This is a genomic window from Achromobacter sp. ACM04 (genome assembly GCF_014851465.1).
In the GTDB taxonomy this organism is placed as follows: domain Bacteria; phylum Pseudomonadota; class Gammaproteobacteria; order Burkholderiales; family Burkholderiaceae_B; genus Achromobacter; species Achromobacter aegrifaciens.
Window position 1 is genome coordinate 45,644 of the sequence record NZ_JACUZS010000001.1, and the last position, 24,719, is coordinate 70,362.

A 24,719-nucleotide genomic window follows, 5' to 3' on the forward strand; every position below is an offset into this window, starting at 1 on the left:
GACATGAAACGAAACCAAGACCTCGCGCTGCTGGAGAAGCACTTCGGCATCGTGTTCCCGGGCGCCATGGACTATCTGCCCGACGAATTCCGTCTCGACTACGCCCTGGCCATGGATGCCGCCGGCCCGCTGGTGACGGTCAGCAACTCGGGCATTCCCAGCTACATGCTGAATTACGTCGATCCCGAACTGGTGCGCGTTCTGACGACGCCCATGCAGGGCGCCGTGATCCTGGGCGAAGCGAAGAAGGGCGACTGGACCACGCTGACCGCTACCTTCCCGGTGGTGGAATCCACGGGTGAGGTGTCGTCTTACGGCGACTTCAACAACAACGGTCGCGCCGGCGCCAATGCCAACTTCCCGCAGCGTCAGTCGTATCACTACCAGACCATGACGGAATGGGGTGAGCGCGAACTGGAAATGGCGGGGCAGGCGAAGATCAACTGGGCTTCGGAGCTGAACGTGGCGTCCGCCCTGGTTCTGAACAAGTTCCAGGACAACAGCTACTTTTTCGGCATCGCCGGGCTGCAGAACTACGGCCTGCTGAATGACCCGAACCTGTCGGCACCGATCGCCCCGGGTGCCACCGGGACCGGTTCTGGCACGACTTGGGCGACGAAGGATGGCCAGGCGATCTATGACGACATTTCGCAGCGTCTTTTCGCGCAACTGGTTACCCAGACCCGCGGCTTGGTGTCGCGCCGCGACAAGCTGAAGCTGTGCATGTCGCCCGAGATCGAAGTCAACCTGACGAAGACGAACCAGTACAACGTCAACGTCACCGATCAGCTGGCCAAGAACTTCCCCAACCTGACCATCGAGACCGCCGTGCAGTACGCCACCGGCTCGGGCCAGCTGGTGCAGCTCATCGCCGAATCGATCGAGGGGCAGAACGTGGGCTCCGCGGCCTTCACCGAGAAGATGCGCGCCCACGCCATCGTCCGCGACACCTCCAGCTTCAAGCAGAAGAAGTCGCAGGGAACTTGGGGCGCCATCATCAAGGTGCCCATGGCCATTGCCGCCATGATCGGCGTCTGACCAGCGCGAGACGCAGCAACCCTGAGGGGCGCCCATGTGGCGCCCCTTTTTCATTCGAGGAAGAGATATGTCGACCGTTACCGTTGCGTGCAAGTTGCCCAATGGCTTGATCCTGGATATCCCGGGCGCCAAAGAGCCTGTGTTGCTGAAGGGTGCCAACCATCCGGAGGCGATCGCCGGCCACGGCCTGACCGATGTGCCCACCGAATTCTGGGAAGCCTGGACCAAGTTGTATGCCGACTTCCAGCCGCTCAAGAAGGAAATGATCTTCGCCCAGGGCAGCGAGCGCAGCGCCGCTTCCAAAGCCAAGGAGCGCAAGGACGAGAAGTCAGGTCTGGAGGGCCTGGATCCGGAAAAGCCCGCCGCTGGCATCAAGCCCGAGAACTACGAAGGCAAGAAGAAATAGGAGCGGCCCATGGCTGTCGTCGTCTTTGATCCCGCTGAGTTCCGGCAGATCTACCCGTCCTTCGCCACGCTCAGCGATACGCAGTTGAACCATGCCTTCAACATGGCCACGCTGTACCTGAGCAACAAGGACAGCAGCGTGGTCTGCGACGTCGACGAGCGCAAGGTGCTCCTGTACCTGCTTACCGCCCACGTCGCGGCACTGACCTACGGCGAGAACGGCCAGGGTCCGCGGCCGCTAGTGGGCCGGATCAACAGCGCTACCGAAGGGTCGGTTTCGGTCTCGGCCGAGTACAACGTGGCGTCGGGCTCGGCGCAGTGGTACGCACAGACCGGCTACGGCGCCCAGTATTGGGAGGCCACTGCCAAGTATCGGGTGGGCCGCTATCGGCCCGCGCCGGCCGGCTACGCGCTTCCGGTGGTGGTGCCATGGCGACCCTGAGCTTTAAGGGCGGTGACGCATTGATGGCACGGCTGAAGGAAATAGCCGACAAGGCCGGGGACGGCGGGACGCTGCGTACGGGTTTCCTGGAGAACGCCACTTATCCGGACGGTACGCCGGTGGCGCTTGTCGCGGCTGTTAATGAGTTCGGGCGCCCAGAGCAGAACCAGCCGCCCAGGTCGTTCTTCCGCGCCATGATCGCAGAGAAGCAGAAAGGCTGGCCGCGCGCGCTGGGAGCCTTGGCCAAGAGTAACGACTACGACATCGATAAGACGCTGGGGCAGATGGGCGAAGGTATCAAAGGCCAGCTGCAGGAATCCATTCGACAGCTCGATAGCCCGCCATTGGCGCCGGTAACGGTCGCGCGCAAGGGATTCGATAAGCCGCTGGTGGATACCGGCCACATGATGAACAGCGTGGATTACGAGGTCGACACATGAACTTGCACGGAATCGTCAGCCCCATCATCGCCGCGGTGAATCCGATGATCACCGGGCAGGTCCGGTACAGCGACGGCTACGAGATGGGGCCGGGCCGCAAGCAGGTGCCGAAGTATCTGGCGCCGGCGCAAGCCAAGCTCCAGGTCCAGCCGCTCAGCGGCCGGGATGTGGCGCACCTCGAGGCGCAGAACATCCAGGGCGTGCAGCGCAGTGTCTACATGTACGGCGACACCCAGGGCGTGGTGCGGCCTCTAGCCAACGGTGGCGACCTGCTGTTGTTTGATGGTCAGACCTGGCTGGTGACGGCGGTCTTCGAGACGTGGCCGGACTGGTGCAAGGTGGGCGTGACCCTCCAACTGGACGAAACGCCATGAGCGCGCAGATCAGCATCACCGAGGACACCCTAGTCGACGACCTGGGCGCCTTCGCGGACACGCTGGTGGATTGTGAGGTCGTGCGAGGGCAGGTCAACCGTGTGCCGTCTCCCAAGAGCAGTGAATACGTCATCGTCACTCCAATGGGCGTGGTCGGCTTGTCGTTGCCCCACACCAAATATGCCGATCCGACGCCAACCTCTGGTAGCCGCGCCCTGACGCGGCCGACGCAGTGGGCGGCCCAGGTCGATTGCTACGGGGAGAAGGCGCAGGACCGCGCGTTGATCTTGTCGATCGCGCTCAGGAGCCAGTACGGCTGCGAATTCCTCGGGGACTTGGGCCGCGCGCAACCTCTGTACGCCGGTGAGCCAAAGCAACTGCCGTTCATTACCGGCGAGAACCAGTACACGGAACGGTGGTCCTTCGACGCCATTCTGCAATTCAACCCCACCGTGACGCTTCCACAGCAGTTTGCGGACTCACTCCACGTCAACCTCGTCGAGGTTGACACCAAATTTCCACCCGGAGCTTAAAGCTATGTCCATTCCCGCCAGTGAAATCGTCCAGGTAGTTCCTGGCGTGATCGGCGCCGGCGGATCGGCGCTCGATCTGAACGGCCTGATCCTGACCGACAACACCGCGGTGCCCGTGGGTACCGTCCAGAGCTTCGCCACTGCGCGCGATGTGCAGCGCTTCTTCGGCCCGACCTCTATCGAGGCGACCCTGGCCGGCATCTACTTCAATGGCTTCGACAACTCGACGCGTAAGCCGGGCGATCTGCTGTTTGCCCAGTACCCTCTGGATGACGTCGCGGCCTACCTGCGCGGCGGCTCCATGGCGTCGACGACTCTGACGCAGCTGCAGGCCCTTTCCGGTGTACTGACCGTGAGCATCGATGGCACCCCGAAGACGTCCAGCACCATCACGCTTGCGGCCGCAACCAGCTTTTCGAACGCGGCCTCGCTTATCCAGGCGGCCTTCACGTCGTTCGGTGCGTCGTGCACCTATGACGCGCAGCGCTCGGCCTTCGTCATCACGTCGGCCACCGATGGCGCGGCCAGCACGATCAGCTTCGGCAGTGGAACGATCGCGGCAGGCCTGAAGCTGACCGAAGCCACGGGTGCGGTCCTGTCGCAGGGCGCGGCAGCCGGTACGCCGGCGGCCAACCTGAGCGCGATCACCGACGTCACCCAGAACTGGGCGTCGTTCATGACCACGTTCGAACCGGACACGGCCGGCAAGGTTGACTTGTCGGCCTGGACGAACAGCCAGGGCAACCGCTACGTGTACGTGGGCTGGGATACCGACGTCCAGGCCGTCACGCAGGGCAGCACCACGAGCTGGGGCGCCATCGTGGCCGCGAACGAATATTCCGGATCGGTGCCGGTCTACAAGGATGTGCAGCATGCCGCCTTCGTGCTCGGCGCGATCGCCAGCATCGACTTCGAGCGCACGAACGGCCGCATCACGCTGGCATTCCGCGGCCAATCGGGCCTGGCGTTCTCCGTGACCGATGCGACGACCGCCCAGACGCTGATCGACAACGGCTACAACTTCTACGGCGACTATGCCACCAGCAATGACCAGTTCCGGTTCTTTTACCCGGGACAGATCAGTGGTGACTGGCAGTGGGCGGACACCTATGTGAACCAGATCTGGCTGAACAACGCGTTCCAGCAGGCGCTGATGACGCTGCTTACGCAGGTGAACTCGGTGCCGTACAACGCCGACGGCTACGCGCTGATCGACGCGGCGTGCATGGACCCGGTGAACGCTGCGGTGAACTTCGGCGCAATCCGCGCCGGCGTGCCGCTGTCCAGCCTGCAGAAGGCCCAGGTGAATAACCAGGCCGGAGTCGAAATCTCCGGCACCCTGGAAACGCGCGGCTGGTATCTCCAAATTCTGCCGGCGACGGCGCAGGTGCGCGCCGCGCGTGAAACGCCGCCCATGACCTTCTGGTACATGGACGGCGGTTCCGTCCAGCAGATCACCCTCGCATCCCTGGCCATCCTGTAAGGGCGACCGACATGTCTACTCTCACCAGTGCAAATTCCGTCCTGATGCTCGGCGTCGGCGGCATCTTCCCCGTCCCTCAGAAGATCGAGGGCTACGCTACCGACGACGCGTTCGCGTTCGACGCCGTGCAGCCGGCTCAGACCGTCATGGGCGTGGACGGCCGCATGTCAGCTGGCTACACGCCTTTCATGAGCGTACAGACCATCGCGATTCAGGCGGATTCTCCTTCGATGGTCATCTTCGAGGCTTGGTTGGCGGCCATGAAGGTCGCGCGGGAAGTGTTCTACGCCACCGGCACGCTGAATATCTCGTCAATCGGCCGCAAGTTCGTGATGACCAAGGGTGTCCTGACGCAGATTCCCCCGGCTCCGACCGCCCGCGCCATCCTCCAACCCATGACGTTCCAGATCACCTGGGAAAACGTCTCTCCGGCGCTGGTGTGATATGGCCCGGAAACAAGCAACGGTAACCATCAGTGCCGAGGGGCGCGACAAGGGCAAGGTGTTTGTGTTGACCGAGCTTTCGGCCTATGACGCCGAAGACTGGGCCGGCCGGGCCCTCTTCGCCCTCATGAATGCTGGCGTCGAGATTCCGGACAATATCGCCGAGGCGGGGTTGGCCGGTGTCGCCGCGCTAGGCATCAAAGCCATCGCCAAGCTGCCCTTCGACAGCGCGAAGCCCCTACTGGACAGGATGATGGAGTGCGTCCAAATCCAGCCGAGCCCCGGAGTGATTCGGCCGCTCATCTCCGACGATGTGGAGGAGGTGGGGACGCTGCTGACCCTGCGCAAGCAAGTGCTGGGCCTGCATTTGGATTTTTCTATGGCCGTCGCTCCATCGACTTCGGGCTCCAAGCCTGGGCAGGCGGCGGCCCGCGGCTGATCCAGTACGCCAACATCCCCAGAAACGTCGGCGCCGTGATCTCTCGGCACCCGGGCCTGCTGCACGACCTGCAGTCGGTCTACGGTGCCGAGGACCTTTACAACCTGCTGGAGGTGATCGCGGTCGACGCGCACAACCAGCAGGCCATGACAAAAGTGAGGTAATGGCATGGCAACCGTCATTGATGCCCTGGTTGTCACGCTGGGGCTGAATGCCAAGGGATTCAAGCAGGGAGCCGCCGAGGTCGACGACTCCCTGCAGCACACCCGCGAAGAGTCCGCCCGTACCGCGCGCGAAATGGAGGCGCGCGGCAAGCAGGCGGCGCAGTTCTTCAGCAAGGTGCGAAACGAAGCGCTGGCACTTCTGGCCGTATTCACGGCTGGGATGGGGCTGAAGAACTTCGTGTCCAGCACGGTCGAGTCCACCGCCAGTCTGGCGCGCATGTCAGATAACCTGAACATGAGCGCAAAGGATCTGGCCGAATGGCAGTTGGCGGCCAAGAATGCCGGCGGATCGGTTGAAGGGATCACCGCCCAACTGCGCGAGTCTGCCGATCAGGTCGCGAAGTTCAAGCGCGGCATGGCGGCGGAGACGCTGCCGGCGTTCTTCCAATTCGGCGGCAAGATCGACGACCTGAAGGACGGAAATACCTACCTGCAGGCTCGGGCGCGCATCGTCGCGGAGATCTACAAGACCGACCGCGCCCGCGCGGCGCTGGCCGCGAACATGATGGGCCTCGATGCCCAACAGTTCAACCTCTACAAGGAGGGGCCGGAAGGCATCGCGCGCCGGCGCCAGGAGCAGTCGGGGCCGGCGGCCGAGCAGGCGGCTGCGGCCGAGCGCGCGGAGCAGCTACGCCGGAAGTACGACACGGCGATGAATAAGCTGTCCAGCGTGGGCGTGAACGTCCTTACTGCGCTGATGCCCGCGTTCGATTTCGCCGTGGACAAACTGATCGAGTTCGGCAATTGGATTATCCAGAACCGGGCGGTAATCAATGAAACGGTGAAGAGTTGGGTGAAGGGCGCCGAGCAGGTCTTCGGCTGGGTGTCGAAGTTCGGCGACAAGATGGACGAGTTTATGGACACCCCGATTGGGCGTGTCGTCAAGAAGGCGTTGGACATCGGCGTCGAGGCGACTGTGCCGAAGGCCGCGCGGGAAGCAGAGAAAGACGCGAGTGCGACCGCCACCACCAAATCGGCAAATGCCACCCTGACACCTGACGCCAGTGATGCCATCGAGAAGTTCGAAAAGATGGGCTGGTCGCGTGCGCAGGCTATCGGGATCGTCAACAATCTGCAGGCAGAGAGCGGCGGCAAGCTCGACCATCGCGCCGTAGGTGACAGCGGGACGGCCTTTGGTGTCGCTCAATGGCGTAACGAGCGGGTCGACATGTTCAAGAAGGTGATGGGCGTGGCGCTGTCAGAATCGACGCGGGACCAGCAGTATGCATTTGCAAACTGGGAATTGCGCAATACCCATAAGGCGGCCGGCGACAAGCTGAAGGCTGCCAAGACTGCTGAAGATGCAAGTCGGGTGGTAACGCTGGACTTTGAAATCCCGGCCAAGAAGGAGCAGAAGGCCGAAGAGCGCGCGGCAGTCGCTACGGAACTGGCGAAATTGGCCAACGCTGCGGCGTTGAAGGATGCTCCTGCAGCTTTGGTTGCCGCTTCGCCCGCATCTGCACCGCAGCTGGTGCCCGCCAAGGTCCCGGCGCCGAGGGCCGTTGCCCAACCTTCTCCGCGTGTAGGAGTCGACAAGCCTCGTGGCAATGCAGAAGTACCCCCGAAAGGTGCTGCCACGCCCGTTCTGCCTGATGCGTTGCTGCAAGGGGCTATGGCGGCCGTAAATGCCGCGCGAGCGGCTCAGTCCTCTTCACAGATCGTCAGCAATACAAACACCTCCACCACGACCAATACCAGCGAAACGAACATTAGCGGGCCTATCACAGTTATGACGGCCGCGACGGATGGCTTTGGGCTCGTGCGTGATCTCGCGGGCATGGGTAAAGGCCAAAGTTTGGTCCAACAAGCCAACACGGGGCTCAACTGATGTCGCTTATTCCTTTCCCGAATGTTCCTCAGGTTCCCGGCGTGCCGGCGATCTTTCGTGAGGCAACGATCCCATCGCTGCCCGAGTTGGTAAATATCGGGTTGGGGGGGCTGGCGGATCTGCTCTTTGGTACTCCCCTTTGGGGGCTGTACACCGAGGACGGGCAGCAGGCTGTCGTCTTTGATTCGTTCCTCGGGCTGCGCTTCAGGAACGGCGGACGGGTGTCAAGCTTCCCCGTTGAACAAGGCGGCTTTTCATCCTTCAACAAGGTGGACACGCCTTTCGATGCGGCGATCCGCTTGGCGCATAGCGGGGACATGGCATCGAGAAATGTCATCCTGGGCGTGCTTGAACGCATTGTTCACAGCACGGAACTCTATTCGGTGGTGACGCCCGAAATCGTGTATCCCTCGGCCAACTTGGTGAACTATTCGTATACGCGGGACAGCCGTGGCGGGTCTAGCCAACTAATAGTTGAGCTGTACCTCGAAGAGATTCGTCAGACGGCGGCGGCGCAGTTCACCGAGACGGAAGAAGCCAGCGGCGCTGACCCGCAAAGCAACGGCCAGGTGCAGTCTTTTCCGCTGGGCACGGAGCCGGGCGAACCGCTGATTCTTTCGACGGAGTTCCAATGAGGCAGATTCCCCTTCGCGCGGTGCCGTCTCAGTCCCTCAGCGTTGTTCTTGCAGGCCAAAGCTGCCAGATCAACGTCTACGAGAAGTCGACGGGCCTGTATTTGGACCTGTTCGTGGACCATGAGCCAATAGTGACGACGGCGCTGTGCCATGACCGGGTTAGGATCGTCCGCGAAATGTACCGCGGCTTCGTGGGTGATCTGAGCTTTCTGGACACGCGCGGGCACGCGGACCCCGAGTACACCGGGCTGGGGGGCCGCTTTGTGCTGGCCTATCTGGAGGCGGCTGAGCTATGAGCTTCGTCAAGCGACGGATCGACGTCACGATCAGCCTGGGGGAAGGCAAGTTCGGCGACACCAAGGGCCCCGATGTCACGCTGAGTGGCTACCGGGTGTCCGTGGCCGTCGTCGCCTACAACGGGGATGCCCAGAGCCAGCTTCAGCTTCGAATTTTCGGGCTGAGCCAGGAAATGATGAACAAGCTGACGGTGATCGGCCCGATCATGACGGAGCGGCGCAACAATCGGATCCTGGTGGCTGCGGGCGACGAGGGACAGGCGCTCAGCGTGGTCTATGAAGGCCAGATCTACCAGGCGTGGGCCGATTACAACGCGGCGCCTGAGGTGGTGTTTAACGTCCTGGCCCTCTCAGCCGCAGAGAAGGCCGTGAAGCCGGTAGGGGCGCGAAGTTATCGAGGGTCCACTGCCGTTGCAGTCGTGATGCAGGACATCGCGGCGTCGATGGGCCTCGGGTTCGAAAGCAATGGAGTGACCGTGCAGCTGGCGAATCCGTACTTTCCCGGTACTGACGTCGCGCAGTTGCGGAGTTGCGCCCGGGCCGCGCGGATCAACTATGCGATCGACCGAGGGATTTTGGCAATTTGGCCAATGGACGCCAACCGGGCCGGAGAGCCGATCCAGGTATCGCCCGAACGGGGGCTGATTGGATATCCCTCATTTACCGGCAACGGCATCGCTTGTGTGCTTCTCTACAACCCAGATCTCGGCACGGGGAAGCAAGTTCAGATTACGAGCACCATCGAGGCGGCCCACGGAGAGTGGACCGTTGTAAGCCTCGTGCACAACTTGGAAGCCGAGGTCCCGGGCGGCGTCTGGTTGTCCCAAATCTACTGTCAAAGGCAGATCAATGGCTGAGCAATATGGATACCGCGGCCAGGCGCAGGCGGCGGACGGTACCGGCGATTACGGGTCTTTGATGTTCGTGATCGGCCAGGCGCTGGCACAGCTCAGCACCTCCACAGTCGTGCGTGTCGTAGCAGTGACAAACGCCGGGGGGCTAGCTCCTGTGGGCTTCGTCGATGTTCAGCCGCTGGTGAACCAGCTTGATGGCGCGGGCAACGCGGTGCCTCACGGGGTGCTGCACCACCTGCCGTACTTCAGGCTGCAGGGCGGCACGGATGCGATCATCCTGGATCCCAAAGTGGGAGACCTCGGCATCGCGGTGTTCGCCAGCCGGGATATCTCGGCGGTGAAGGCATCAAAGGCGCAGGCCAATCCTGGTTCGTGGAGAGCGCACGACATGGCCGACGGCCTGTATGTGGGAGGCCTGCTGAACGGCACGCCCGTCCAGTACGTGCAATTCACTGCCGGCGGCATCAATGTGGTGTCGCCCACCAAGGTGACCGTGGAGGCTCCGAACATCGAACTGAACGCCAGCACGCAATGCGCGCTGAATTCTCCGCAAATCGTCCTCAACGGCACCGTGCAGCAAGGTTCTGGCTCGTTCGGCGGCACGTCGACCTGGCAGGGCAATATGGACACGTTGGGCACGCTGCGCAATAACGGCAAGGATGTGGGTTCGACTCATACCCACTCTGGCGTGCAGAGCGGGCCTTCGAACACGGGGACGCCAAATTGAACACGTTGCTATTGGATCGTACGGCCTGGGACGTTGTGCTGGACGCAGCCGGCAACATCGCGATGGCGTCCGATCCCTATTCGGTCGCTCAAGATGTGGCCAGCGCCATCAAGCTCTTCAAGGGCGAGCTGTTCTACAACAAGGCGCCGGGGGTCCCGTACTGGGATGACATCCTGGGACACCGACCGCCGCTCGCTCTCGTGCGCGAGAACATCCAGCGCGCGGCCCTCACTGTTCCCGAGGTCGCCAGTGCGCGGTGCACGCTCACCAGCTTCACAGACCGAGCCCTGGCGGGCTATGTCGAAATCACCCTGACCGACGGCACGACGCAGGCCGTCAGCTTCTGAGGAAACCATGGCTACAAGCTCCCAAGTGCCGCGCGTGCAGTTCACGCCGGAAGGGCTGGTGCTGCCCGAAGAGTCGGCCATCCTGGCAGGCGTTCAGACCGACATGGATTCCGCCTTCGGAGGCGGCCTGAATCCTGCGCTGGAGACGCCCCAGGGGCAACTCGCGTCAAGCACCACAGCGATCATTGGTGATAAGAACAACGAGTTCGCCCGCTACGTGAACCAGGTGGACCCGGCGTTCGCCGAAGGCCGCATGCAAGACGCGATCGGGCGGATCTATTTTCTGGACCGCAAGCCTGGCACGCCGACCGTGGTCATCGCGACGTGCACGGGGCTGTCCGGCGTGGTCATCCCGGTTGGCGCCCGCGCCGAGGCGGTCGATGGCAGCTTGTATCTCTGCACGCAGGCCGGCACGATCCAGCCGGGCGGTAGCATTGATCTGCCGTTCGCTTGCTCGGTCGACGGCCCAGTGGACTGTGCGCCGGGTGCCCTGAACCAGATCTATCAGGCCATTCCCGGCTGGGATTCGGTGCTGAATGCGGACGCAGGCACGGTCGGCAGCTACGTTGAATCGCGCGCGGAGTTCGAAGAGCGACGGCGCCAGTCGGTGGCGCTGAATGCTCGCGGTTCACTGCCATCTGTTTATGCGGACGTGGCAAACGTTGCGGACGTGATCGACGTCTATGTGACGGAGAACAACCTTTCCGTGCCGCAGACCATCGGTGGCGTGTCGCTGGTGCCGCATTCCATCTGGGTCGCAGTGGTAGGCGGCGAGGCAGCCGACATTGCTGAGGCCATCTGGCGCAAGAAGAGTAACGGGGCGAACTACAACGGCAATACGTCTTACACCGTAGAAGACCGAGACGGGTATTCCTATCCCTATCCCTCTTACGTTGTGACCTGGGAGACACCTGCAGCGCTGCCAGTGAAGTTTGCCGTTCAACTGGCCAATAACCCTTCGCTGCCGTCGAACATTGTCGACCTTACCAAGCAGGCCATTGTCGATGCCTTTAATGGCGTTGATGGCGGGCAGCGTGCGCGTATTGGATCAATCATCTACGCGAGTAGATTCTATGCCCCCATCTCGCTGTTGAGCCCGTCGGTGTCAATCCTCTCGCTGCTGCTTGGGGACACGTCCCCGTCGGCGCCCAGCTTGACGGTGCCGATCAACCGCCGACCGACTATCACGGCCGGCGATATCTCGGTGACCCTGATATGACTGTCGTTCCAAAGCCCGGCTTGGTGGCTCGGACCCTCATCAGCCAATATGCCAACAGCCCCACGCTCGTCCAGTTGATCAACAACATGGACGACTACATCAACCCCGACGCCGATTTCGATGCGTTCTACGACTTCGTGTGGAACGTCGAGACGGCGCAGGGTTTTGGGCTGGATATCTGGGGCAGGATCGTCGACATCGGTCGAATGCTCACGGTGCCGGGGGATGTGACCTACCTGGGATATGACGAGGCGCTTGATTGGCAGCCATTTAATCAGGCGCCATTCTTCACTGGGGAGCAGGCAACGCAGACTTATCGGCTGGCCGACGATGCCTACCGAAAGCTCATATTGGTTAAAGCGCTCGCCAACATTTCCGACTGTACGTCGCCGAGCCTGAATCGTCTGTTGTCCAACTTATTCGCCGGCCGCGGCCGCTGCTACGTGTCGGACACTGGCGATATGGAGTTTCGCTACGTATTCGAGTTCGCACTGGAACCGTACGAAATTGCGATCCTGACTCAATCTGGCGCAATTCCAAAGCCCGCCGCCGTCTTAGCAAACGTACTGCAGGTCGACTTGCCAACCACCTTCGGATTCAACGAGGCGCTAATGCAGCCATTCGGATCCGGCGTATTCTTCACATCCTCGGGGCTCATCCATGCAGGCTAGCAACTCACCCACCAAATCCGCGGTCCCGTTTGCACAAAGCGGAACTAAGAACACAATTCCGGTTGCATCACAGATCGGGGTCACGCCTGGCGCAGCGTCGTTTACTGATGGCTTTCCGCCGTTGACGATGACACCGTTGGCTGCGGGTGGCGTGCCGCCCTATGGTGCCGACTTCAATGGCATCCTCAATTTCCTGAGCGCGGCTGTACGGTGGGGGCAGGCGGGCGGCAGGTACCCGTTTGATGTTGATTTCTCGACGGCCGTCGGAGGCTATCCAAAGGGCGCGGTTCTGGCCGCAGCGGGCGGCAACGGCAGCTGGTTGAATTTAGTCGACAACAACACCACGAATCCAGACGCTGGTGGCGCCAACTGGGCGGCATTGGGTGCTGGCATCGCAAGCACTCCGCAGGCCCAAGCCATGACCGATGATGCGGTCTTGATGACGCCGAAGAAGCTGGCGGATGCATTCGCCGGCACCAATCAATCGTTGACTTCCCCTGGTTATCAGAAGCTTCCTGGCGGCGTGATACTGCAATGGTCAACTGTCCTTAACAACATTAGCGGTTTTGCGCCGTGGACTTACCCCATATCGTTCCCAACCGAGGTATGGGGCGTCCTGTCTACCGCTGGCACGTTATCCCCGGATGTTGATATGTCGGCTACCTTGGTTGGCGTGCCTTCGATCGTGAACTGCACGGCTTCCGTTTTCGTGGGCGGCGTCCAATCTTCAGTTGCTGGTCAAGTCAGCGTTCGTTATCTCGCAATAGGGCGGTAATGCTATGTATTTTTTTTCTCCAAGTACTGGCGGTTTCTATACCCGTGAAATCCACGGCGATGCGATTCCGGAGGATGCCGAAAAAATAAGCGATGAGCTTTACGCATCCCTGATGGGAGGGCAATCGCAAGGCAAGATGATCGTTGCCGGTGAGGACGGCTATCCGATGCTGGCCGATCCGCCGCCGCCCACGGCTGAGCAATTGGCGGCGGCGGCCTTGATGAAGCGCGACCGCTTGCTGAGGGACGCGGCCACCCGCATTGCTCCGCTGCAGGACGCCGTTGATCTTGGAGTGGCGACGGAGGAAGAGGACGCCAAGCTGCTTGCGTGGAAACGCTATCGAGTCGCGCTCAATCGCATTGATCAGCAACCGGGATATCCGAGCGATGTTGTTTGGCCGGATCGACCCGACCAGGCCGCATAACCCGCCCGCTTCGGCGGGCTTTTTTACGTCTGTAGGGGACGCGATTGAACATCCAAGATTTCGACGCCTTCGCGGCAAAGTTTGCCGGCATCATCGGCGCTGCAGTGTCCATGCGGTACCTGCAAGGGAGCTGGCCGGCCCGCCTCAGCATGGCGGCCAGTGGCTCGCTGGTGGCCTATTACGCATCGCCGTACTTGTCGATGCTGTTGGGAATCCCTGAAGGGCTGGCCGGCTTTCTTACCGGCATGTTTGGCATGGCCATCGTCTCGCGTGCCTGGGAGGCGGTCCAAGCCGCGCCGATCGGAGCTTTGTGGCAGGCGCTCATTGACCGCGTGCGCGGCAAAGGGGCATGACATGGAAAGCACCATCTATCTCACTCTCTGGGCGGTCCTGGCATTCATCTGCTGGCTGGTAGTTGCCGGTGGAGCAGCGTTGGCTGTTTTTTCCCGGGATATCAAGGACACAACGCTGGAGCGGATCGGCCTATCCGCGATCTGCCTGACTGCGACCGGGGCGGCCTGCCGCATCTTCGTAGCTGGTTGGGCCAGCGCTGGAGACGCCGCGCTGGCGGCCTCTGCCGCCTTCTACGTGGCTGCCGTGACGGCCAAACACATCAGGAGCCCAAAGCAATGAGCCAATTTCAGCTTTCTCAGCGCAGCCTGACGCGGCTGGTCGGCGTTCATCCTGACCTGGTCGCCGTCGTGAAGCTGGCCATCCAGCGGACTGCGGTCGATTTCACAGTGGTGGAGGGTGTCCGGACGGTCGCGCAGCAGCGCGAGTATGTCGAGCGCGGCGCCAGCAAGACCATGAACAGCTACCATCTTCCGCAGGCCGACGGCCTGGGGCACGCCGTTGACTTGGCGCCGCTGGTGGGCGGTGCGATTCCCTGGAACGACTGGCAGGCGTTTGCAGACCTGGCCTCGGTGCTCAAGGCCTGCGCTGCGGAGCTTGGGGTGCCGGTGGAGTGGGGCGGCGACTGGAAGTCGTTCAAGGACGGCCCACACTTCCAGATCCCGCGCGACTGGAAGGGGCGGGCATGAACCCGCTGCTGCGCGCCGCGGCGCCATACCTGATCGGGGCTGCTGCTCTGGCCCTGGCCGCAGGTGCCGTCGCCTGGTACGGGCACGCCCAGCGTGCGGCCGGTCGGGCCGAGTGCCAGGAAGCCCACCGCGTGGCAGGCCTGGAGGAATTCAAGACTGAGGCCGAGCGGCTGACCGGGCTGTCGCAGAGCCTGGCCGACACCGCGCACACGCTCGCCACCGCCCAGCCCAAGGTCATCGAGAGGTATACCCGTGAAATCGTTCAGCGCCCTTTGCCTGCTGACTGCGTGCGCGACCCTGGCCGGGTGCGCGCAACCAACGAAGCCATCGACGCGGCCAACGCTGCCCGTCAACCTCAGCGCGCCGTGCCCGCCAGTCCCACGCGTTGATTCGCCGTCATGGGATGATCTGGCGCAGGCTCATGCCGCGCTGGCCTTCCAGTATGCAGAGTGCGCGGCACGGCATCAGACAGTGGTAGACGCTTGGGCCAGACCGTAGCCATGCCGCCAATGAAAACGCCCCATTGCAGGGGCGTTAGCACATAGTTCAGTTGGGGCGCCGCTCAACTGACAGCGGTGCGAACCTCGTCTTTCCCGGGGGTCTCAAACATTTCATTTCCGCTAACCACCCAGCTTCCCAAGCTTCGACCTTCTCGCGCCATGCCGTGATCGGTTCACCTGTGTGCCCGGGCATGGCCGCGGCGCAATAGTAGGGGCAATCCCACAGAGTCAAGCCTTCGCGGGCAGCCCTGACGCCCAACTTTCGGATGTCGTCGCGTTGCATTGCTATACCCTCCAAAAGAAGAACACGGGAAGGTCAGTATTGCGCTTGGGGGGCGGGCTTGCAATAGTGTGGCGGTACTACCTAGCCTAGCGCGGCGCCATCCCCTTGTGCAGCTTGCGGCGCATCTCCTGAGCCGATACCAATTGCTTCGGCCCATAAGCAAAAACGTCCCAACCCGTGATGGGGTTGGGACGTAGTACCCAAAGCAGCCGGCCAAGGACGCACATGGGCGGGGGAAATGTAGCATATGCCATCTAGCGCCGTGCATCCCTTTGCGTAGCTCGCGCCCGGGGCCAACTACGGTGCAGGCGGGCGATGAGCTACCGCGACCGCGATTGAGCCGTCCGGGAGGCGGTATTTCCCGTCTCCCAACCAGCTCACAGGCTCACCTGTGGGCAAAGCGCAGTGGTATTCAGGCTTTGGGGGTTCCGCCGTGCCGCGCTTGATGACTAGCCGGCGTTGTATCCGACACGTAGATCGGTCTGGAAGCTTGACGATAACGTCTGCTAACCGAGTGTCTGAGGTCATTTTGTCTCCCTCCTAGATCGGTGCGCCTGTGTCGGGAATGGATTGCCTGCAGGCGCGTGCTCCCGTGGCGCGTTCATCTTTAGCACGGCCATTAGAACCGCGAGCATCCATCGTGCGGCGTACAACTGGTCTGGCGCGCCGTGGCATGTGCAAATCCGTGGGAAACCATAAAAATACGCCCCAATGGAGGGGCTTTGCGTGAGTACGGGCCTTACGTTTTGCGTTCGAGGATGTACTTCCGGAAACGTAGCGGCGGCCTGGCCACGTTTCGTGCGTATTTCCATCCTGCCGCCCATGCATCGACCCTGGCCTTCCAGCTGCTGAGCTCTTCCCCAGTGTGGCCAGGTATTTCTTCCGCTTTGAAATATGGGCAATCGAACAAGGTCAAACCATCCCGCGCCGCCTGTGCTCCAAGCTCTTGGATGTCGTCGCGCCGCATTGGCTGTCCTTCAAAGGTACACCGTGGGGGGATTCATGCTGCCTGGCGTGCAATGAGTTGCGATATTGTTGCCGTACCAGGGCCAAATGGAGGTGCCCTCGCCTTTTAGAGGGGCTGCTTCAACCTTTGCGCAGCGCTTCAAAGTTGGCGTCCTGATTTCGCTCGAACCCAGGCGAAATGCTGCTATCCCGCCGTATCGGGCGGAGAGCCAACAAGATTTGTTTTCAGCTCCCTGGGCGTTGTTCGTTTCAACGCTCAGGAGCCTTGCGCAACGAGGTCTGTCGAAGGAGGTCCAGGTCTCTACTCGCGGCGCCCTAGCATTACCCCGAGGATAAGGCCAGTTGCCGCAGACAAGCCAGTTGCTATCCAAGGACTTCCGGTTCCAAACCAGCTTGTCGTCTGCGGGGAGTTCTTTTGGAGATCTTTAGCCGAGTGCATGATATCCGCCCTACGGCCCCCATCAAGGCTAGCGCGGCTAGCTATTTTCTCTCCGCTAGCTGGCATGCTGTTTTGAGGATGAGTATTTGACGGCATTGGCTGCCCATCAATGTCGAAGTCTGAACTGCTTATGTTCTTCATGGCGAGCTCCGCTGTTAGTAGGCTCTCCTCCAATGGATGGAGTCTTTGATGGCACTGGCCCGATAGGAGCCGAGGTATTTTCCGACGAACAGGGCTCCGGCCAGTCACGATTTCCGTGGGTCAGAATCTCCGCCGACCTTAGGCGCCTTTTTTTCGCTCTGGTCTGTCGGACCAATCTTATGCGCGGAGTCTTTCTGTTGTCGTTCCGCTTGCTTTTCTAGGTGCTTGCCCGGCAGGTCTTTCTCGTTAAGGCTGCCTGATTGGTTAGGTGGGGAATTCATGCGTATGGTCGAAGTCATGTGTGTACCTTTTGGTTGTTGTGGCTGTATGCCACAAGCCCACGGTACGCCTAACGATTGAGCGGACCTACGACTAAATTGAAACAAGCGTAAGGTCTGAGGCAATGCTCTCTTTACACGGACTTCACACAGCCGACTGCTTCCCTCGCCATTTGATATGGTGGACGCAGATGTGCTTGGCGAAGGCGACAAGAGGGTAACCGCTTGCTTGGGGCGGCAACCTAGCGTTGTCGCTCACAAACCAAAAACGAAAACGCCCCAACCCGTGAGGGGGCTGGAGCGTAGTACCCAAAGTCGCCGGCGAAGGGGCCTGAGGGCGGGGGAAATGTAGCATATGCCATTTACCGAGGCGCCATCCCCTTGCGCAGCTTGCACGGGGATTTGAATGGACTGGCCATTGTCGGAGTGGTTTTGATGCTGAACATGCCGTGGCTGCTTTGGAAATTCTCTTCCTAGATCACGTGGACTATTAGAAGGACGACACCGATGGCGGCGGCGAACGCTGACAGAGCTCCGGCGACCTCCGCGCATTGGGTACAGAGGTCGCCCTCGTCGCTTGAATATTTCGCGGTGGCGACCGCGACAAGAGCATCCCACGATTCGGCCATATGCGCATTGTCTCGCAATGAGTTGGCTCGCAGCCCATTCAGATAGTGCGCTCTAGCATTGGTGAACAGATCGACCACAGCTAGCAACAAACCTAGCCCAAACAGTCCAATCGAAAATTTGAGTGCTGTCGATGGATCGTTCTTGAGGTTGGCATAGAGCGCGGTTGAGCCGGCGAGTCCAGCGATATTGACAATTGCGAGATGCTTGACCGTTTCCAGTATCCAGTCATCTCTTAGTTTCCATTCCTGGTCGCCATACGTTTGCCGTTGACTGCGAATACTAGTTTTAGCTTGAACAAATCCTTGAAAGTGATCCTCGAATTTTTGTGTCGACAAAGCTTCGGCGCCCCATTTTTGAAATAGGGCCGCGGCGAATGTAGCCATTTGGTCTGGGTTGTAGCCGCGTGCGGCGGCCCAATTTCGCCCAAAGTTTCGAGCGTCATATTCACTTTTTATCCCTGGGCTTACAGTCACATTTTCCTCTAAATGTCTATTGGCTGGAGTAATCATATCTTGGGTCGAAACCGATCGACCGGATGCGCGATGGTCCTGTGCCAATTCTGATCATCATTCGTCAATCCATTGCATCCACCACCCCTGGTAGTAGCGCACACCGGCTATTTCTTCGAAGCCGACGACCATCATGCCGCGGTCAGAACTGAACGTGAGCAACTGGGGTTCGAGCAGGTCAGGGATAGCGCCCGGAACAGTGGCGCCGAACTTTGCGAAAGCTTCCATGGTCATGCGCGGGACGTGGCGATTCAGCCCTTGGTGGAGCATGGAGTACATCCTGACAGTGCCTACCACGGGCTGGCCAGGATCATTGTCGCGGCGACGTTCGCCGAGGTGATGCGTCCGTAGGACACGACACTGGAGCTGCATGGTCGAAGCAAATATACTGTACAAAAACACAGTATATTTCACCCGTAGACCAACGCAACTCGGCCCCATTTCTGGCCGATCGGGGACAGACCATGGCCGATGTGGAGTGGACACAGCGGGACGACTACTACTGGCAGGGGCCGCCTGGCTGGACGATCTGCCGCGTCTTCGTCGAGGGCATGTGGCAATACGAGCTGTGGTTCAGCCGCGGCGATGGCGGCACGATCTATGGCATGCGCGCTTCACTGGCCGCTGCTCAGGATCTCTACCAGCAGAAGCTGGGATAGAGGGGCCTACTTCGGCTGCGGCTCGGCAACCAGCCGGTCGGCCGGGTAGGGCACCAAGAAATCCCGGGTATCCGCGACCGGCGCCGTGAGCCAGTCCTGGTAGGCGCCCTCCGGCAGGATGACCACCATGCGCTTTTCCTTGCCGGCCTGATGGTAGTTCTGGAACAGGGGATCCTGGTCGGCGTTGATGGTGAGCATGGTGTAGCTCTCCTGCCACTGGCCGGCGGCGTCTCGGTAGCGATCCCACAGGCCGGCGATGCCCAGAGGCGCGCCGTCAGCGCGGGTGAACCGGGTAGCCACCGCGGCGCCTGACCGCCAGTCGGGCTCGAAAATCGCATCGGCCGGGATGATGCAGTGCTGGCCGCGGCGCCAGGCGTTGCTGAACGTGAACGACTTGGCTGCCGTCTCGCTGCGGGCGTTGAAGGTCGACAGCTTGCCGGCTTTGTCCAGGCCGTCCGCCTTGGTCATGGCGCTGATCAGGCCCCAGCGGCCCACGACGGCCTCCCGCTCCGGCACGGCCTCATCGCCCGCGTCATGCTCAGGCGGCCGGCGGATGAACGGCCCCTGATAGCGCGGCCACATGTCCGACTTGGGCGGCAGAGAAATGCCGCGGGCCCGGAAGTGCTTTTCAAGCTGGTCCTGCTTCTTGAGCGCGGTGTAGTGGCTGCACATGGGGTATCCTATCGGAACCTGGCGACATCCAAGCATAGATGAATAAGGGTAAGAATGCGGGTAAGGGAACGACGGACGTCTATCACATTCCTTATAAATCAAAGGCTTGCGCTATGATTCTGATTCCAATACCGCCTACCAAATTCCTGCAAAGTGCTGTCAAGCACGGCAAAGAGAAAGCCGCTAGATCAATGATCTGGCGGCTTTTTTGTTTGGGTTTCGTCCGTTGCATGCCGCGCGCCATGCCACAAAGCATGGTTTTCGCGGGGCAATGGCAAAGGCGCGAAAACTCTTCAGCTATCGACGTCAGCCGTTAGCCCTGCATTTACACAAGCCTGTGCGTTCTGCGCAGTTCGCGGTGAATCGCCGAATCATATTGAAGTAAGCCACGCATAATGGAAATATGGCGATTCATTAGCGTGTGGCCGAACATTTTGGCCACGTTCCATTGACCGGCCGCCAGACATTTCCTTTCAGTACAACTGGCGGATTGGCCGATGATTGCCTGAGGCCGTTGGTTTGAATCAGGGGACCCTGTGAGCGCAGAATTGTCGCGACAAGGTAGACGTGAACGGCAGGGCCATTTCCTCGTGCGTCGCGTGACGCTCGGTCTGGCCCTGGCATGGTTTGCGTTGGTGATAGCTATTGCACGCTGGATGTCGCAGGGAATGGAGGCATCGCGGCTGGACAGCCTAGCCGCCAGCGCCGAATACGAGGCAAGAATTACTGCGCGCGTCATGGATCGGTTATTCACCGAGATGGTGAGCGTAGCGAACATGGTGGCCCGCCAGGGCCAAGTGATCCAGCTTGCCGCCCGTTACCGTACGGATCCACCCGGCGCAGCCGACTTGTCTCGAGAGCAGCGAGCGGCCCTGTTTACGCGGGATCCATTGGTGCGCAGGGTAGGCGACTTCATGAATGAGCTGGCCAGCGATCTGCGATACGCCCGCATTTATATGAACAATATGTCGGACGATACGGTGACGGCCAGTAACTGGGCGGAACCCGACAGCATCGTCGGCATGATCTACTCGGGTCGGGCTTATCTCGAAGACGCATTGCGTGATGGCTATGGCAGTTACTTCGGCATTGCCCGGTTGAACAAGAGTCCATCGTATTTCGTCGCCAGCCGCATCGAAGACTCGAATGACATGCCGCAGGGCTCAGTGACGGTAAAGTTCGATGCGCCGGATGTGGCGCTTTACCTGGCCGGGCGACATATCGCGTTGGTTGTGAATCGCCAGGGAAGGGTAACCACGGCTTCGTCCGAGCCGTTCATGCTGCGTAATGTCGCAGCGCTTTTACCTGCCGATTCGGTACTGCCTTCCGATGGCGATGAAGACCTCGGCGAACCCCTGGATATTCGCGCCATACCCGGCTCCATCCAATCCGGCCGTTGGTTCATCGATGGCAGGCCCTATCTGGCGAGGCGGCAGGCGCTGGCTAATGGGCAATACCACTTGATCACGCTGGCCTCGCTGGAATCTTTGGCGCCCATGCGCAAGCGGCATATCTGGGCGACGGGATTGGTGGCGATGGTCGGTCTGGTCCTGATCCTTCTCTCCAGCCATGTGGTCGCGCAAATGGTGAGACGCCGCCAAGATGAACGGCATGCCGCCAACCATGATGCGCTTACCGGCTTGCCGAATCGGCGAGCGATCATGGCGGAGTTGGAGCGGTATTTCTCGGAAGCGAATCGGACGCAGCGGTCTGTTCAAGTCGCGTTTATAGATCTGGATGGGTTCAAGACGATTAACGATACCTACGGCCACGACATCGGCGACAAATTCTTGATCGAGGTTGGCCGACGTCTGTCGGCAGGCCTGCGTTCTGGAGAGGTGCTGGGTCGATGGGGGGGCGACGAATTCGTCGTCGTTGGCTTGGGCGCAAGGTCAGGGCCGACGGCTGATGCTGTGGTTGAAACAATGCGCACGCGCCTGGCCCCGTTGCTCAGCGGCATCTACACCCTGGACGACTGCAGTTTTCACTACGCCGGCGCGAGCTTTGGCATTGTGAATGCCGACCCATCGGCCAGCGCGCTGCAGGCCGTCCTCAGGGAAGCAGATCAATTGATGTATGCAGACAAGCAGGCGCGGCGTGAGATGCAGATTGCGTAACCGCCTGCCGGGCTGAGCCCGGGAAGACCTGCATCCGCCAGCCTTCTCGATACCCCCTAGGCCGTCATGCTGCGGCCCAATATACTGTATAAAAATACAGTATATTTGAGGTCGGCAGCAGCGCAATTCGGCCCGGTTTCGGCCGAGAGGGGACGAAGCATGATCGATGAGGAATGGACGCAGCGGGACGACTATTACTGGCAAGGGCCAGCGGGCTGGACGATCTCCCGGGTCTTCGTGGACGGGATGTGGCAGTACGAACTATGGTTCAGCCGCGGCGGCGGAGGCACGATTTACGGAATGCGCGCCTCATTGGAAGGCGCGCAAGAGCTCTATCAGCAAAAGCTGCGGTAAGTTCTTGCCTGTCTGCAGGGAAGCGCCACCCGCGGCGTGGCTTCTATCTGCTGCGGCTGCTCGTGTTGCGCATCGGAAACCCGACTTTTCCTAGATTCCGTTTTTGGGCGCATTAAGAATCAGCCGCAAGCCCAGCGCCGCAATAACGCCCGCCGCTGCCCGGTCTATCCATTGCTTCGCCCGTAGATAAACCTCGCGCGGGCCCTTGGTCGAAAAACAGAGCGCCACGATCGCATACCAGCCGAATTCGACCAGGAACACCAGGGGCGGCAGCGCGAAATAGGTCCATGCCGGCGGATGCTGAGGCAGCAGCGCGGCGAAGATGCTGCCATACCAGATGGCCGTCTTGGGGTTGCTCAACTGGGTCGTGAGACCGATCCAGAAGGAACGACCTCCATTGCGTGATGCTGGCGCGCTGCTGCCGGGCATGGCAAAAGGCTGCCTGGCGTTGCGCCAGATGCCGGCAGCCACGTAAAGCAGATAGGCGCCGCCCGCGATTTTCAGCGCGACGTACAGCCATTCCACGCTTTGCAACAGGGAATACAGCCCCGCCAGCGCCAGGCCGGCGAACAGCATGCCGCCTGCGCCCATGCCGAAGGCCGAGGCCAGGCCGTCCCAGCGGGACTGGCCGATGGCCTTGCGCGCGACGATGATGAAGCTTGGTCCCGGCAGCATGGCTCCGAGCCACAGCGCACCGAGGATAGCGAGTATGGAAGCAAAGGGAGTCATGGTCGTTGGGGGCTGGAGCCATGGGAGACAATGATTCTTCCATGAAAGTCCGGCCCTGCAAAGGACGGTGAAGCGGCTGCTGGCGGCAGGCGTTTCGCGCAATTCCGGGTCTTAGCCGCTCGCCAGTGCCAGCGGCGCGGTGCGCCCTGGAGCGGCCGCCCTCGGGGCGGACTGCGCTTGCGGCTGCCGTTCATCCTGCAGGCGGAATACGCCCACGGCTTGCAGCAGCTCGGTCGCCTGCGATTGGAGGGCCGCCGAGGCGTCGGCGGCCTGGGCTACCCGGGCCGCGTTCTGCCGGGTCAGTTCGTCCATCTGGGTCACGGCCTGGTTGACTTCGTCGATGTCCGTACCCTGGACCCGGCCCGCGTCGCCGATCTGACCGACGATGGCGGCCACGCGCTCGATGCTGGCCACGACTTCGCGGATCACGCCGGCGGCATGGTCGGCCTGGCGGAAACCGCTGCTGGTCTTCTCCAGCGAGCCGTCGATCAGGGTGCGGATCTCGCGCGCGGCGCTGGCGCTGCGTTGGGCCAGCGCGCGGACCTCGGTGGCGACGACCGCGAAGCCTCGCCCGCTTTCACCGGCGCGGGCTGCTTCCACCGCCGCGTTCAAGGCGAGGATGTTGGTCTGGAATGCGATGCTGTCGATCAAGCCGGTGATTTCGGAGATCTTGTTGGCTTCCTGCTGGATTTCTCCCATCACCGTCGCCACGCCTGCTACCGCGGCGCTGCCCGTGTCCGCGATGCGCCGCGCTTCGTCGCTCAGCTGCCGGGCCTGCAAGGCGTTGCCGGCGTTGTCATGGACGTTGGCGGCCAGGTCGCGCATCGATGCAACGGTCCGCTCCAGGGAGTCGGCCTGGGTCCGGGTGCGTTCTTCGAGCTGCTGGTTGTCCTGCATGATGTCGCGCGAGGCGGCGGAAAGGGCGGTGGCGGTGTTCCTTACGCCGCTCAGGGTCCGGTGCACGGCGTCCATCGTGGCCTTGAAGCTGCGGCCCAGGCTGCTGTCCATGCTCATGCCGCCAAAGCGCAGGTCGAACACGCCAGCCTCACGGCCGATATGCGCACTGAGTCGGGCCAGTTCCTCGGCCGCCACCGCGGCCCGTTCCATTTTCCAGGCCAGCCAGCCTAGCGCGGCAGCCTGCACCACCACATAGGCTGCGTGCAACAGCACCATGGGCAGGCTCGGCTCGGTGAAGCAAATTGTTCCGTAGCCCCATTGCTGCAGGAAGTTGAAGGACAGGTGATGCAGCGCGATGACGACGGCCGCGCACAGGATGGTGCGCCAGTCGCGATAGGCCAGCAGCAGCGAGAGCAGCACGAAGATGCCGAAATGGATCTCGGCCATGCCGGACATCAGATGGATATGGAGCGCGGCCAGCACCATCAGGCTACAGGCCACGACCAGGCGGGTACTCAAGCGGCCGGGCCGCCAGAGTATCAACAGCGACGGTATGCCTGCGGCGGCCAAGCCGACGCCGATGGCGGCGCCCCAGCGTCCGTATTGAGGGGCCAAGCACAGTCCGACGGCAAACAGCAGCCAGAGCAGAGGCAGCATCGCCCGGTCGGTGCGGCGGTAAGAGTCTTCCAGCAAATCGCTAGCGTTGCGCATGGCAGTTCCTTGCTACGGGAAGCGCGGGGACCCGCGCACGTTCGATTTTTATTCAATAATTCCAATTTGTGAATATATATTCCAAATTATTCTCTACTGTTGCCGCGACGCGGCCAGGTGATCCGCCCCATACCGGCGGCCGGAAAACCGGCGCTTTGCGCGGCGCGTTTGAAGCGAGCGGAAAACCTGGGATATCC

34 protein-coding genes are annotated in these 24,719 nt (G+C 61.3%); 27 read left to right on the forward strand and 7 right to left on the reverse strand.

The features are described from left to right. Positions 1–3: 3 nt before the first annotated feature. The 24 genes from IB259_RS00270 to IB259_RS00385 all read left to right on the forward strand — a co-directional run bounded on the left by IB259_RS00270 (position 4) and on the right by IB259_RS00385 (position 15,026). The gene (locus IB259_RS00270; protein WP_192326949.1) at positions 4–1,038 is read left to right on the forward strand and encodes a DUF2184 domain-containing protein; all 1,035 of its coding nucleotides are present in this window, start codon (positions 4–6) and stop codon (positions 1,036–1,038) included. A gap of 67 nt (positions 1,039–1,105) precedes the next feature. Beyond that, the gene (locus IB259_RS00275) at positions 1,106–1,444 is read left to right on the forward strand and encodes a hypothetical protein (RefSeq protein WP_192326953.1); all 339 of its coding nucleotides are present in this window, start codon (positions 1,106–1,108) and stop codon (positions 1,442–1,444) included. Between the two features lie 9 nt (positions 1,445–1,453). Continuing rightward, positions 1,454–1,885, forward strand: a complete 432-nt coding sequence (locus IB259_RS00280; protein WP_192326956.1) for a DUF4054 domain-containing protein — start codon at positions 1,454–1,456, stop codon at positions 1,883–1,885. Next, complete coding sequence (locus IB259_RS00285) at positions 1,873–2,325, forward strand: hypothetical protein (RefSeq protein ID WP_225596753.1); 453 nt, start codon at positions 1,873–1,875, stop codon at positions 2,323–2,325. The genes IB259_RS00280 and IB259_RS00285 overlap by 13 nt, the downstream gene beginning before the upstream one ends. Further along, entirely contained in the window at positions 2,322–2,699 is a 378-nt protein-coding gene (locus IB259_RS00290) for a hypothetical protein (protein WP_192326959.1), read from the forward strand. Before IB259_RS00285 ends, IB259_RS00290 begins: the two co-directional genes overlap by 4 nt. Further along, complete coding sequence (locus tag IB259_RS00295; RefSeq protein ID WP_192326962.1) at positions 2,696–3,232, forward strand: hypothetical protein; 537 nt, start codon at positions 2,696–2,698, stop codon at positions 3,230–3,232. The genes IB259_RS00290 and IB259_RS00295 overlap by 4 nt, the downstream gene beginning before the upstream one ends. A gap of 4 nt (positions 3,233–3,236) precedes the next feature. After that, the gene (locus tag IB259_RS00300) at positions 3,237–4,715 is read left to right on the forward strand and encodes a DUF3383 domain-containing protein (RefSeq protein ID WP_192326965.1); all 1,479 of its coding nucleotides are present in this window, start codon (positions 3,237–3,239) and stop codon (positions 4,713–4,715) included. 11 nt (positions 4,716–4,726) lie between these two features. Beyond that, complete coding sequence (locus tag IB259_RS00305; protein WP_192326968.1) at positions 4,727–5,158, forward strand: hypothetical protein; 432 nt, start codon at positions 4,727–4,729, stop codon at positions 5,156–5,158. A 1-nt stretch (position 5,159) separates the two neighbouring features. Further along, positions 5,160–5,597 (forward strand): hypothetical protein, encoded by a 438-nt coding sequence (locus IB259_RS00310; RefSeq protein WP_192326971.1) that lies wholly within the window; start codon positions 5,160–5,162, stop codon positions 5,595–5,597. A 35-nt stretch (positions 5,598–5,632) separates the two neighbouring features. Beyond that, positions 5,633–5,761, forward strand: coding sequence for a transcription elongation factor GreA (locus IB259_RS00315; RefSeq protein ID WP_225596841.1), 129 nt, complete (start codon positions 5,633–5,635; stop codon positions 5,759–5,761). Positions 5,762–5,765: 4 nt separating this feature from the next. After that, a complete protein-coding gene (locus IB259_RS00320; protein ID WP_192326974.1) occupies positions 5,766–7,649 on the forward strand; it encodes a phage tail tip lysozyme in 1,884 nt (627 codons plus the stop codon). Then, entirely contained in the window at positions 7,649–8,284 is a 636-nt protein-coding gene (locus IB259_RS00325; RefSeq protein WP_192326977.1) for a hypothetical protein, read from the forward strand. Before IB259_RS00320 ends, IB259_RS00325 begins: the two co-directional genes overlap by 1 nt. Then, complete coding sequence (locus tag IB259_RS00330) at positions 8,281–8,580, forward strand: hypothetical protein (RefSeq protein WP_192326981.1); 300 nt, start codon at positions 8,281–8,283, stop codon at positions 8,578–8,580. Before IB259_RS00325 ends, IB259_RS00330 begins: the two co-directional genes overlap by 4 nt. Then, positions 8,577–9,437, forward strand: a complete 861-nt coding sequence (locus IB259_RS00335; protein ID WP_192326984.1) for a hypothetical protein — start codon at positions 8,577–8,579, stop codon at positions 9,435–9,437. Before IB259_RS00330 ends, IB259_RS00335 begins: the two co-directional genes overlap by 4 nt. After that, positions 9,430–10,161 carry a Gp138 family membrane-puncturing spike protein gene (locus IB259_RS00340; RefSeq protein WP_192326987.1) on the forward strand — a complete coding sequence of 244 codons (732 nt, stop codon included), beginning with the start codon at positions 9,430–9,432 and terminating at the stop codon, positions 10,159–10,161. The genes IB259_RS00335 and IB259_RS00340 overlap by 8 nt, the downstream gene beginning before the upstream one ends. Beyond that, positions 10,158–10,508 carry a hypothetical protein gene (locus IB259_RS00345; RefSeq protein WP_192326991.1) on the forward strand — a complete coding sequence of 117 codons (351 nt, stop codon included), beginning with the start codon at positions 10,158–10,160 and terminating at the stop codon, positions 10,506–10,508. The genes IB259_RS00340 and IB259_RS00345 overlap by 4 nt, the downstream gene beginning before the upstream one ends. A 7-nt stretch (positions 10,509–10,515) precedes the next feature. Then, complete coding sequence (locus IB259_RS00350; protein WP_192326995.1) at positions 10,516–11,727, forward strand: baseplate J/gp47 family protein; 1,212 nt, start codon at positions 10,516–10,518, stop codon at positions 11,725–11,727. Further along, the gene (locus IB259_RS00355) at positions 11,724–12,398 is read left to right on the forward strand and encodes a DUF2612 domain-containing protein (protein WP_192326999.1); all 675 of its coding nucleotides are present in this window, start codon (positions 11,724–11,726) and stop codon (positions 12,396–12,398) included. The genes IB259_RS00350 and IB259_RS00355 overlap by 4 nt, the downstream gene beginning before the upstream one ends. After that, positions 12,388–13,173, forward strand: a complete 786-nt coding sequence (locus IB259_RS00360) for a hypothetical protein (RefSeq protein ID WP_192327002.1) — start codon at positions 12,388–12,390, stop codon at positions 13,171–13,173. The genes IB259_RS00355 and IB259_RS00360 overlap by 11 nt, the downstream gene beginning before the upstream one ends. A gap of 4 nt (positions 13,174–13,177) precedes the next feature. Then, positions 13,178–13,597, forward strand: a complete 420-nt coding sequence (locus IB259_RS00365; protein ID WP_192327005.1) for a tail fiber assembly protein — start codon at positions 13,178–13,180, stop codon at positions 13,595–13,597. 44 nt (positions 13,598–13,641) lie between these two features. After that, positions 13,642–13,950: a hypothetical protein gene (locus IB259_RS00370; RefSeq protein ID WP_192327008.1), complete on the forward strand. Its 309-nt coding sequence runs from the start codon at positions 13,642–13,644 to the stop codon at positions 13,948–13,950. Between the two features lies 1 nt (position 13,951). Beyond that, entirely contained in the window at positions 13,952–14,230 is a 279-nt protein-coding gene (locus IB259_RS00375) for a hypothetical protein (RefSeq protein ID WP_192327011.1), read from the forward strand. Beyond that, complete coding sequence (locus IB259_RS00380) at positions 14,227–14,637, forward strand: M15 family metallopeptidase (RefSeq protein ID WP_192327014.1); 411 nt, start codon at positions 14,227–14,229, stop codon at positions 14,635–14,637. The genes IB259_RS00375 and IB259_RS00380 overlap by 4 nt, the downstream gene beginning before the upstream one ends. Then, entirely contained in the window at positions 14,634–15,026 is a 393-nt protein-coding gene (locus IB259_RS00385) for a hypothetical protein (protein ID WP_192327017.1), read from the forward strand. The genes IB259_RS00380 and IB259_RS00385 overlap by 4 nt, the downstream gene beginning before the upstream one ends. Positions 15,027–15,183: 157 nt before the next feature. On the opposite strand, the gene IB259_RS31150 is transcribed toward IB259_RS00385, so the two are convergent. From IB259_RS31150 to IB259_RS00395, 4 genes are all read right to left on the reverse strand, one after another. Next, positions 15,184–15,420, reverse strand: a complete 237-nt coding sequence (locus IB259_RS31150) for a CrpP-related protein (protein ID WP_304503458.1) — start codon at positions 15,418–15,420, stop codon at positions 15,184–15,186. A 739-nt stretch (positions 15,421–16,159) separates the two neighbouring features. Beyond that, positions 16,160–16,387, reverse strand: coding sequence for a CrpP-related protein (locus IB259_RS31155; RefSeq protein ID WP_304503459.1), 228 nt, complete (start codon positions 16,385–16,387; stop codon positions 16,160–16,162). Between the two features lie 1,330 nt (positions 16,388–17,717). After that, the gene (locus IB259_RS00390; protein ID WP_192327019.1) at positions 17,718–18,383 is read right to left on the reverse strand and encodes a hypothetical protein; all 666 of its coding nucleotides are present in this window, start codon (positions 18,381–18,383) and stop codon (positions 17,718–17,720) included. Between the two features lie 57 nt (positions 18,384–18,440). Further along, positions 18,441–18,653 (reverse strand): hypothetical protein, encoded by a 213-nt coding sequence (locus IB259_RS00395; RefSeq protein WP_225596754.1) that lies wholly within the window; start codon positions 18,651–18,653, stop codon positions 18,441–18,443. A 194-nt stretch (positions 18,654–18,847) separates the two neighbouring features. Here IB259_RS00395 and IB259_RS00400 point away from each other — a divergent pair, with 194 nt between their 5' ends. After that, complete coding sequence (locus IB259_RS00400) at positions 18,848–19,042, forward strand: hypothetical protein (protein ID WP_192327025.1); 195 nt, start codon at positions 18,848–18,850, stop codon at positions 19,040–19,042. A gap of 6 nt (positions 19,043–19,048) precedes the next feature. Here IB259_RS00400 and IB259_RS00405 read toward each other — a convergent pair whose 3' ends face one another. Next, positions 19,049–19,714 (reverse strand): SOS response-associated peptidase, encoded by a 666-nt coding sequence (locus IB259_RS00405; RefSeq protein WP_192327028.1) that lies wholly within the window; start codon positions 19,712–19,714, stop codon positions 19,049–19,051. A gap of 536 nt (positions 19,715–20,250) precedes the next feature. Between IB259_RS00405 and IB259_RS00410 the strand changes: the two genes are divergently transcribed. Together IB259_RS00410 and IB259_RS00415 are read left to right on the forward strand one after the other, a co-directional pair. Next, positions 20,251–21,831 carry a sensor domain-containing diguanylate cyclase gene (locus IB259_RS00410; protein WP_192327045.1) on the forward strand — a complete coding sequence of 527 codons (1,581 nt, stop codon included), beginning with the start codon at positions 20,251–20,253 and terminating at the stop codon, positions 21,829–21,831. A gap of 159 nt (positions 21,832–21,990) precedes the next feature. Continuing rightward, entirely contained in the window at positions 21,991–22,185 is a 195-nt protein-coding gene (locus IB259_RS00415; protein ID WP_054458275.1) for a hypothetical protein, read from the forward strand. A 90-nt stretch (positions 22,186–22,275) separates the two neighbouring features. Here the strand turns inward: IB259_RS00415 and IB259_RS00420 are convergent, their stop codons facing one another. Both IB259_RS00420 and IB259_RS00425 read right to left on the reverse strand, forming a co-directional pair. After that, the gene (locus IB259_RS00420; protein WP_119451612.1) at positions 22,276–22,914 is read right to left on the reverse strand and encodes a LysE family translocator; all 639 of its coding nucleotides are present in this window, start codon (positions 22,912–22,914) and stop codon (positions 22,276–22,278) included. Positions 22,915–23,025: 111 nt separating this feature from the next. Next, positions 23,026–24,522, reverse strand: a complete 1,497-nt coding sequence (locus tag IB259_RS00425) for a methyl-accepting chemotaxis protein (RefSeq protein ID WP_175182145.1) — start codon at positions 24,520–24,522, stop codon at positions 23,026–23,028. Positions 24,523–24,719: the final 197 nt, after the last annotated feature.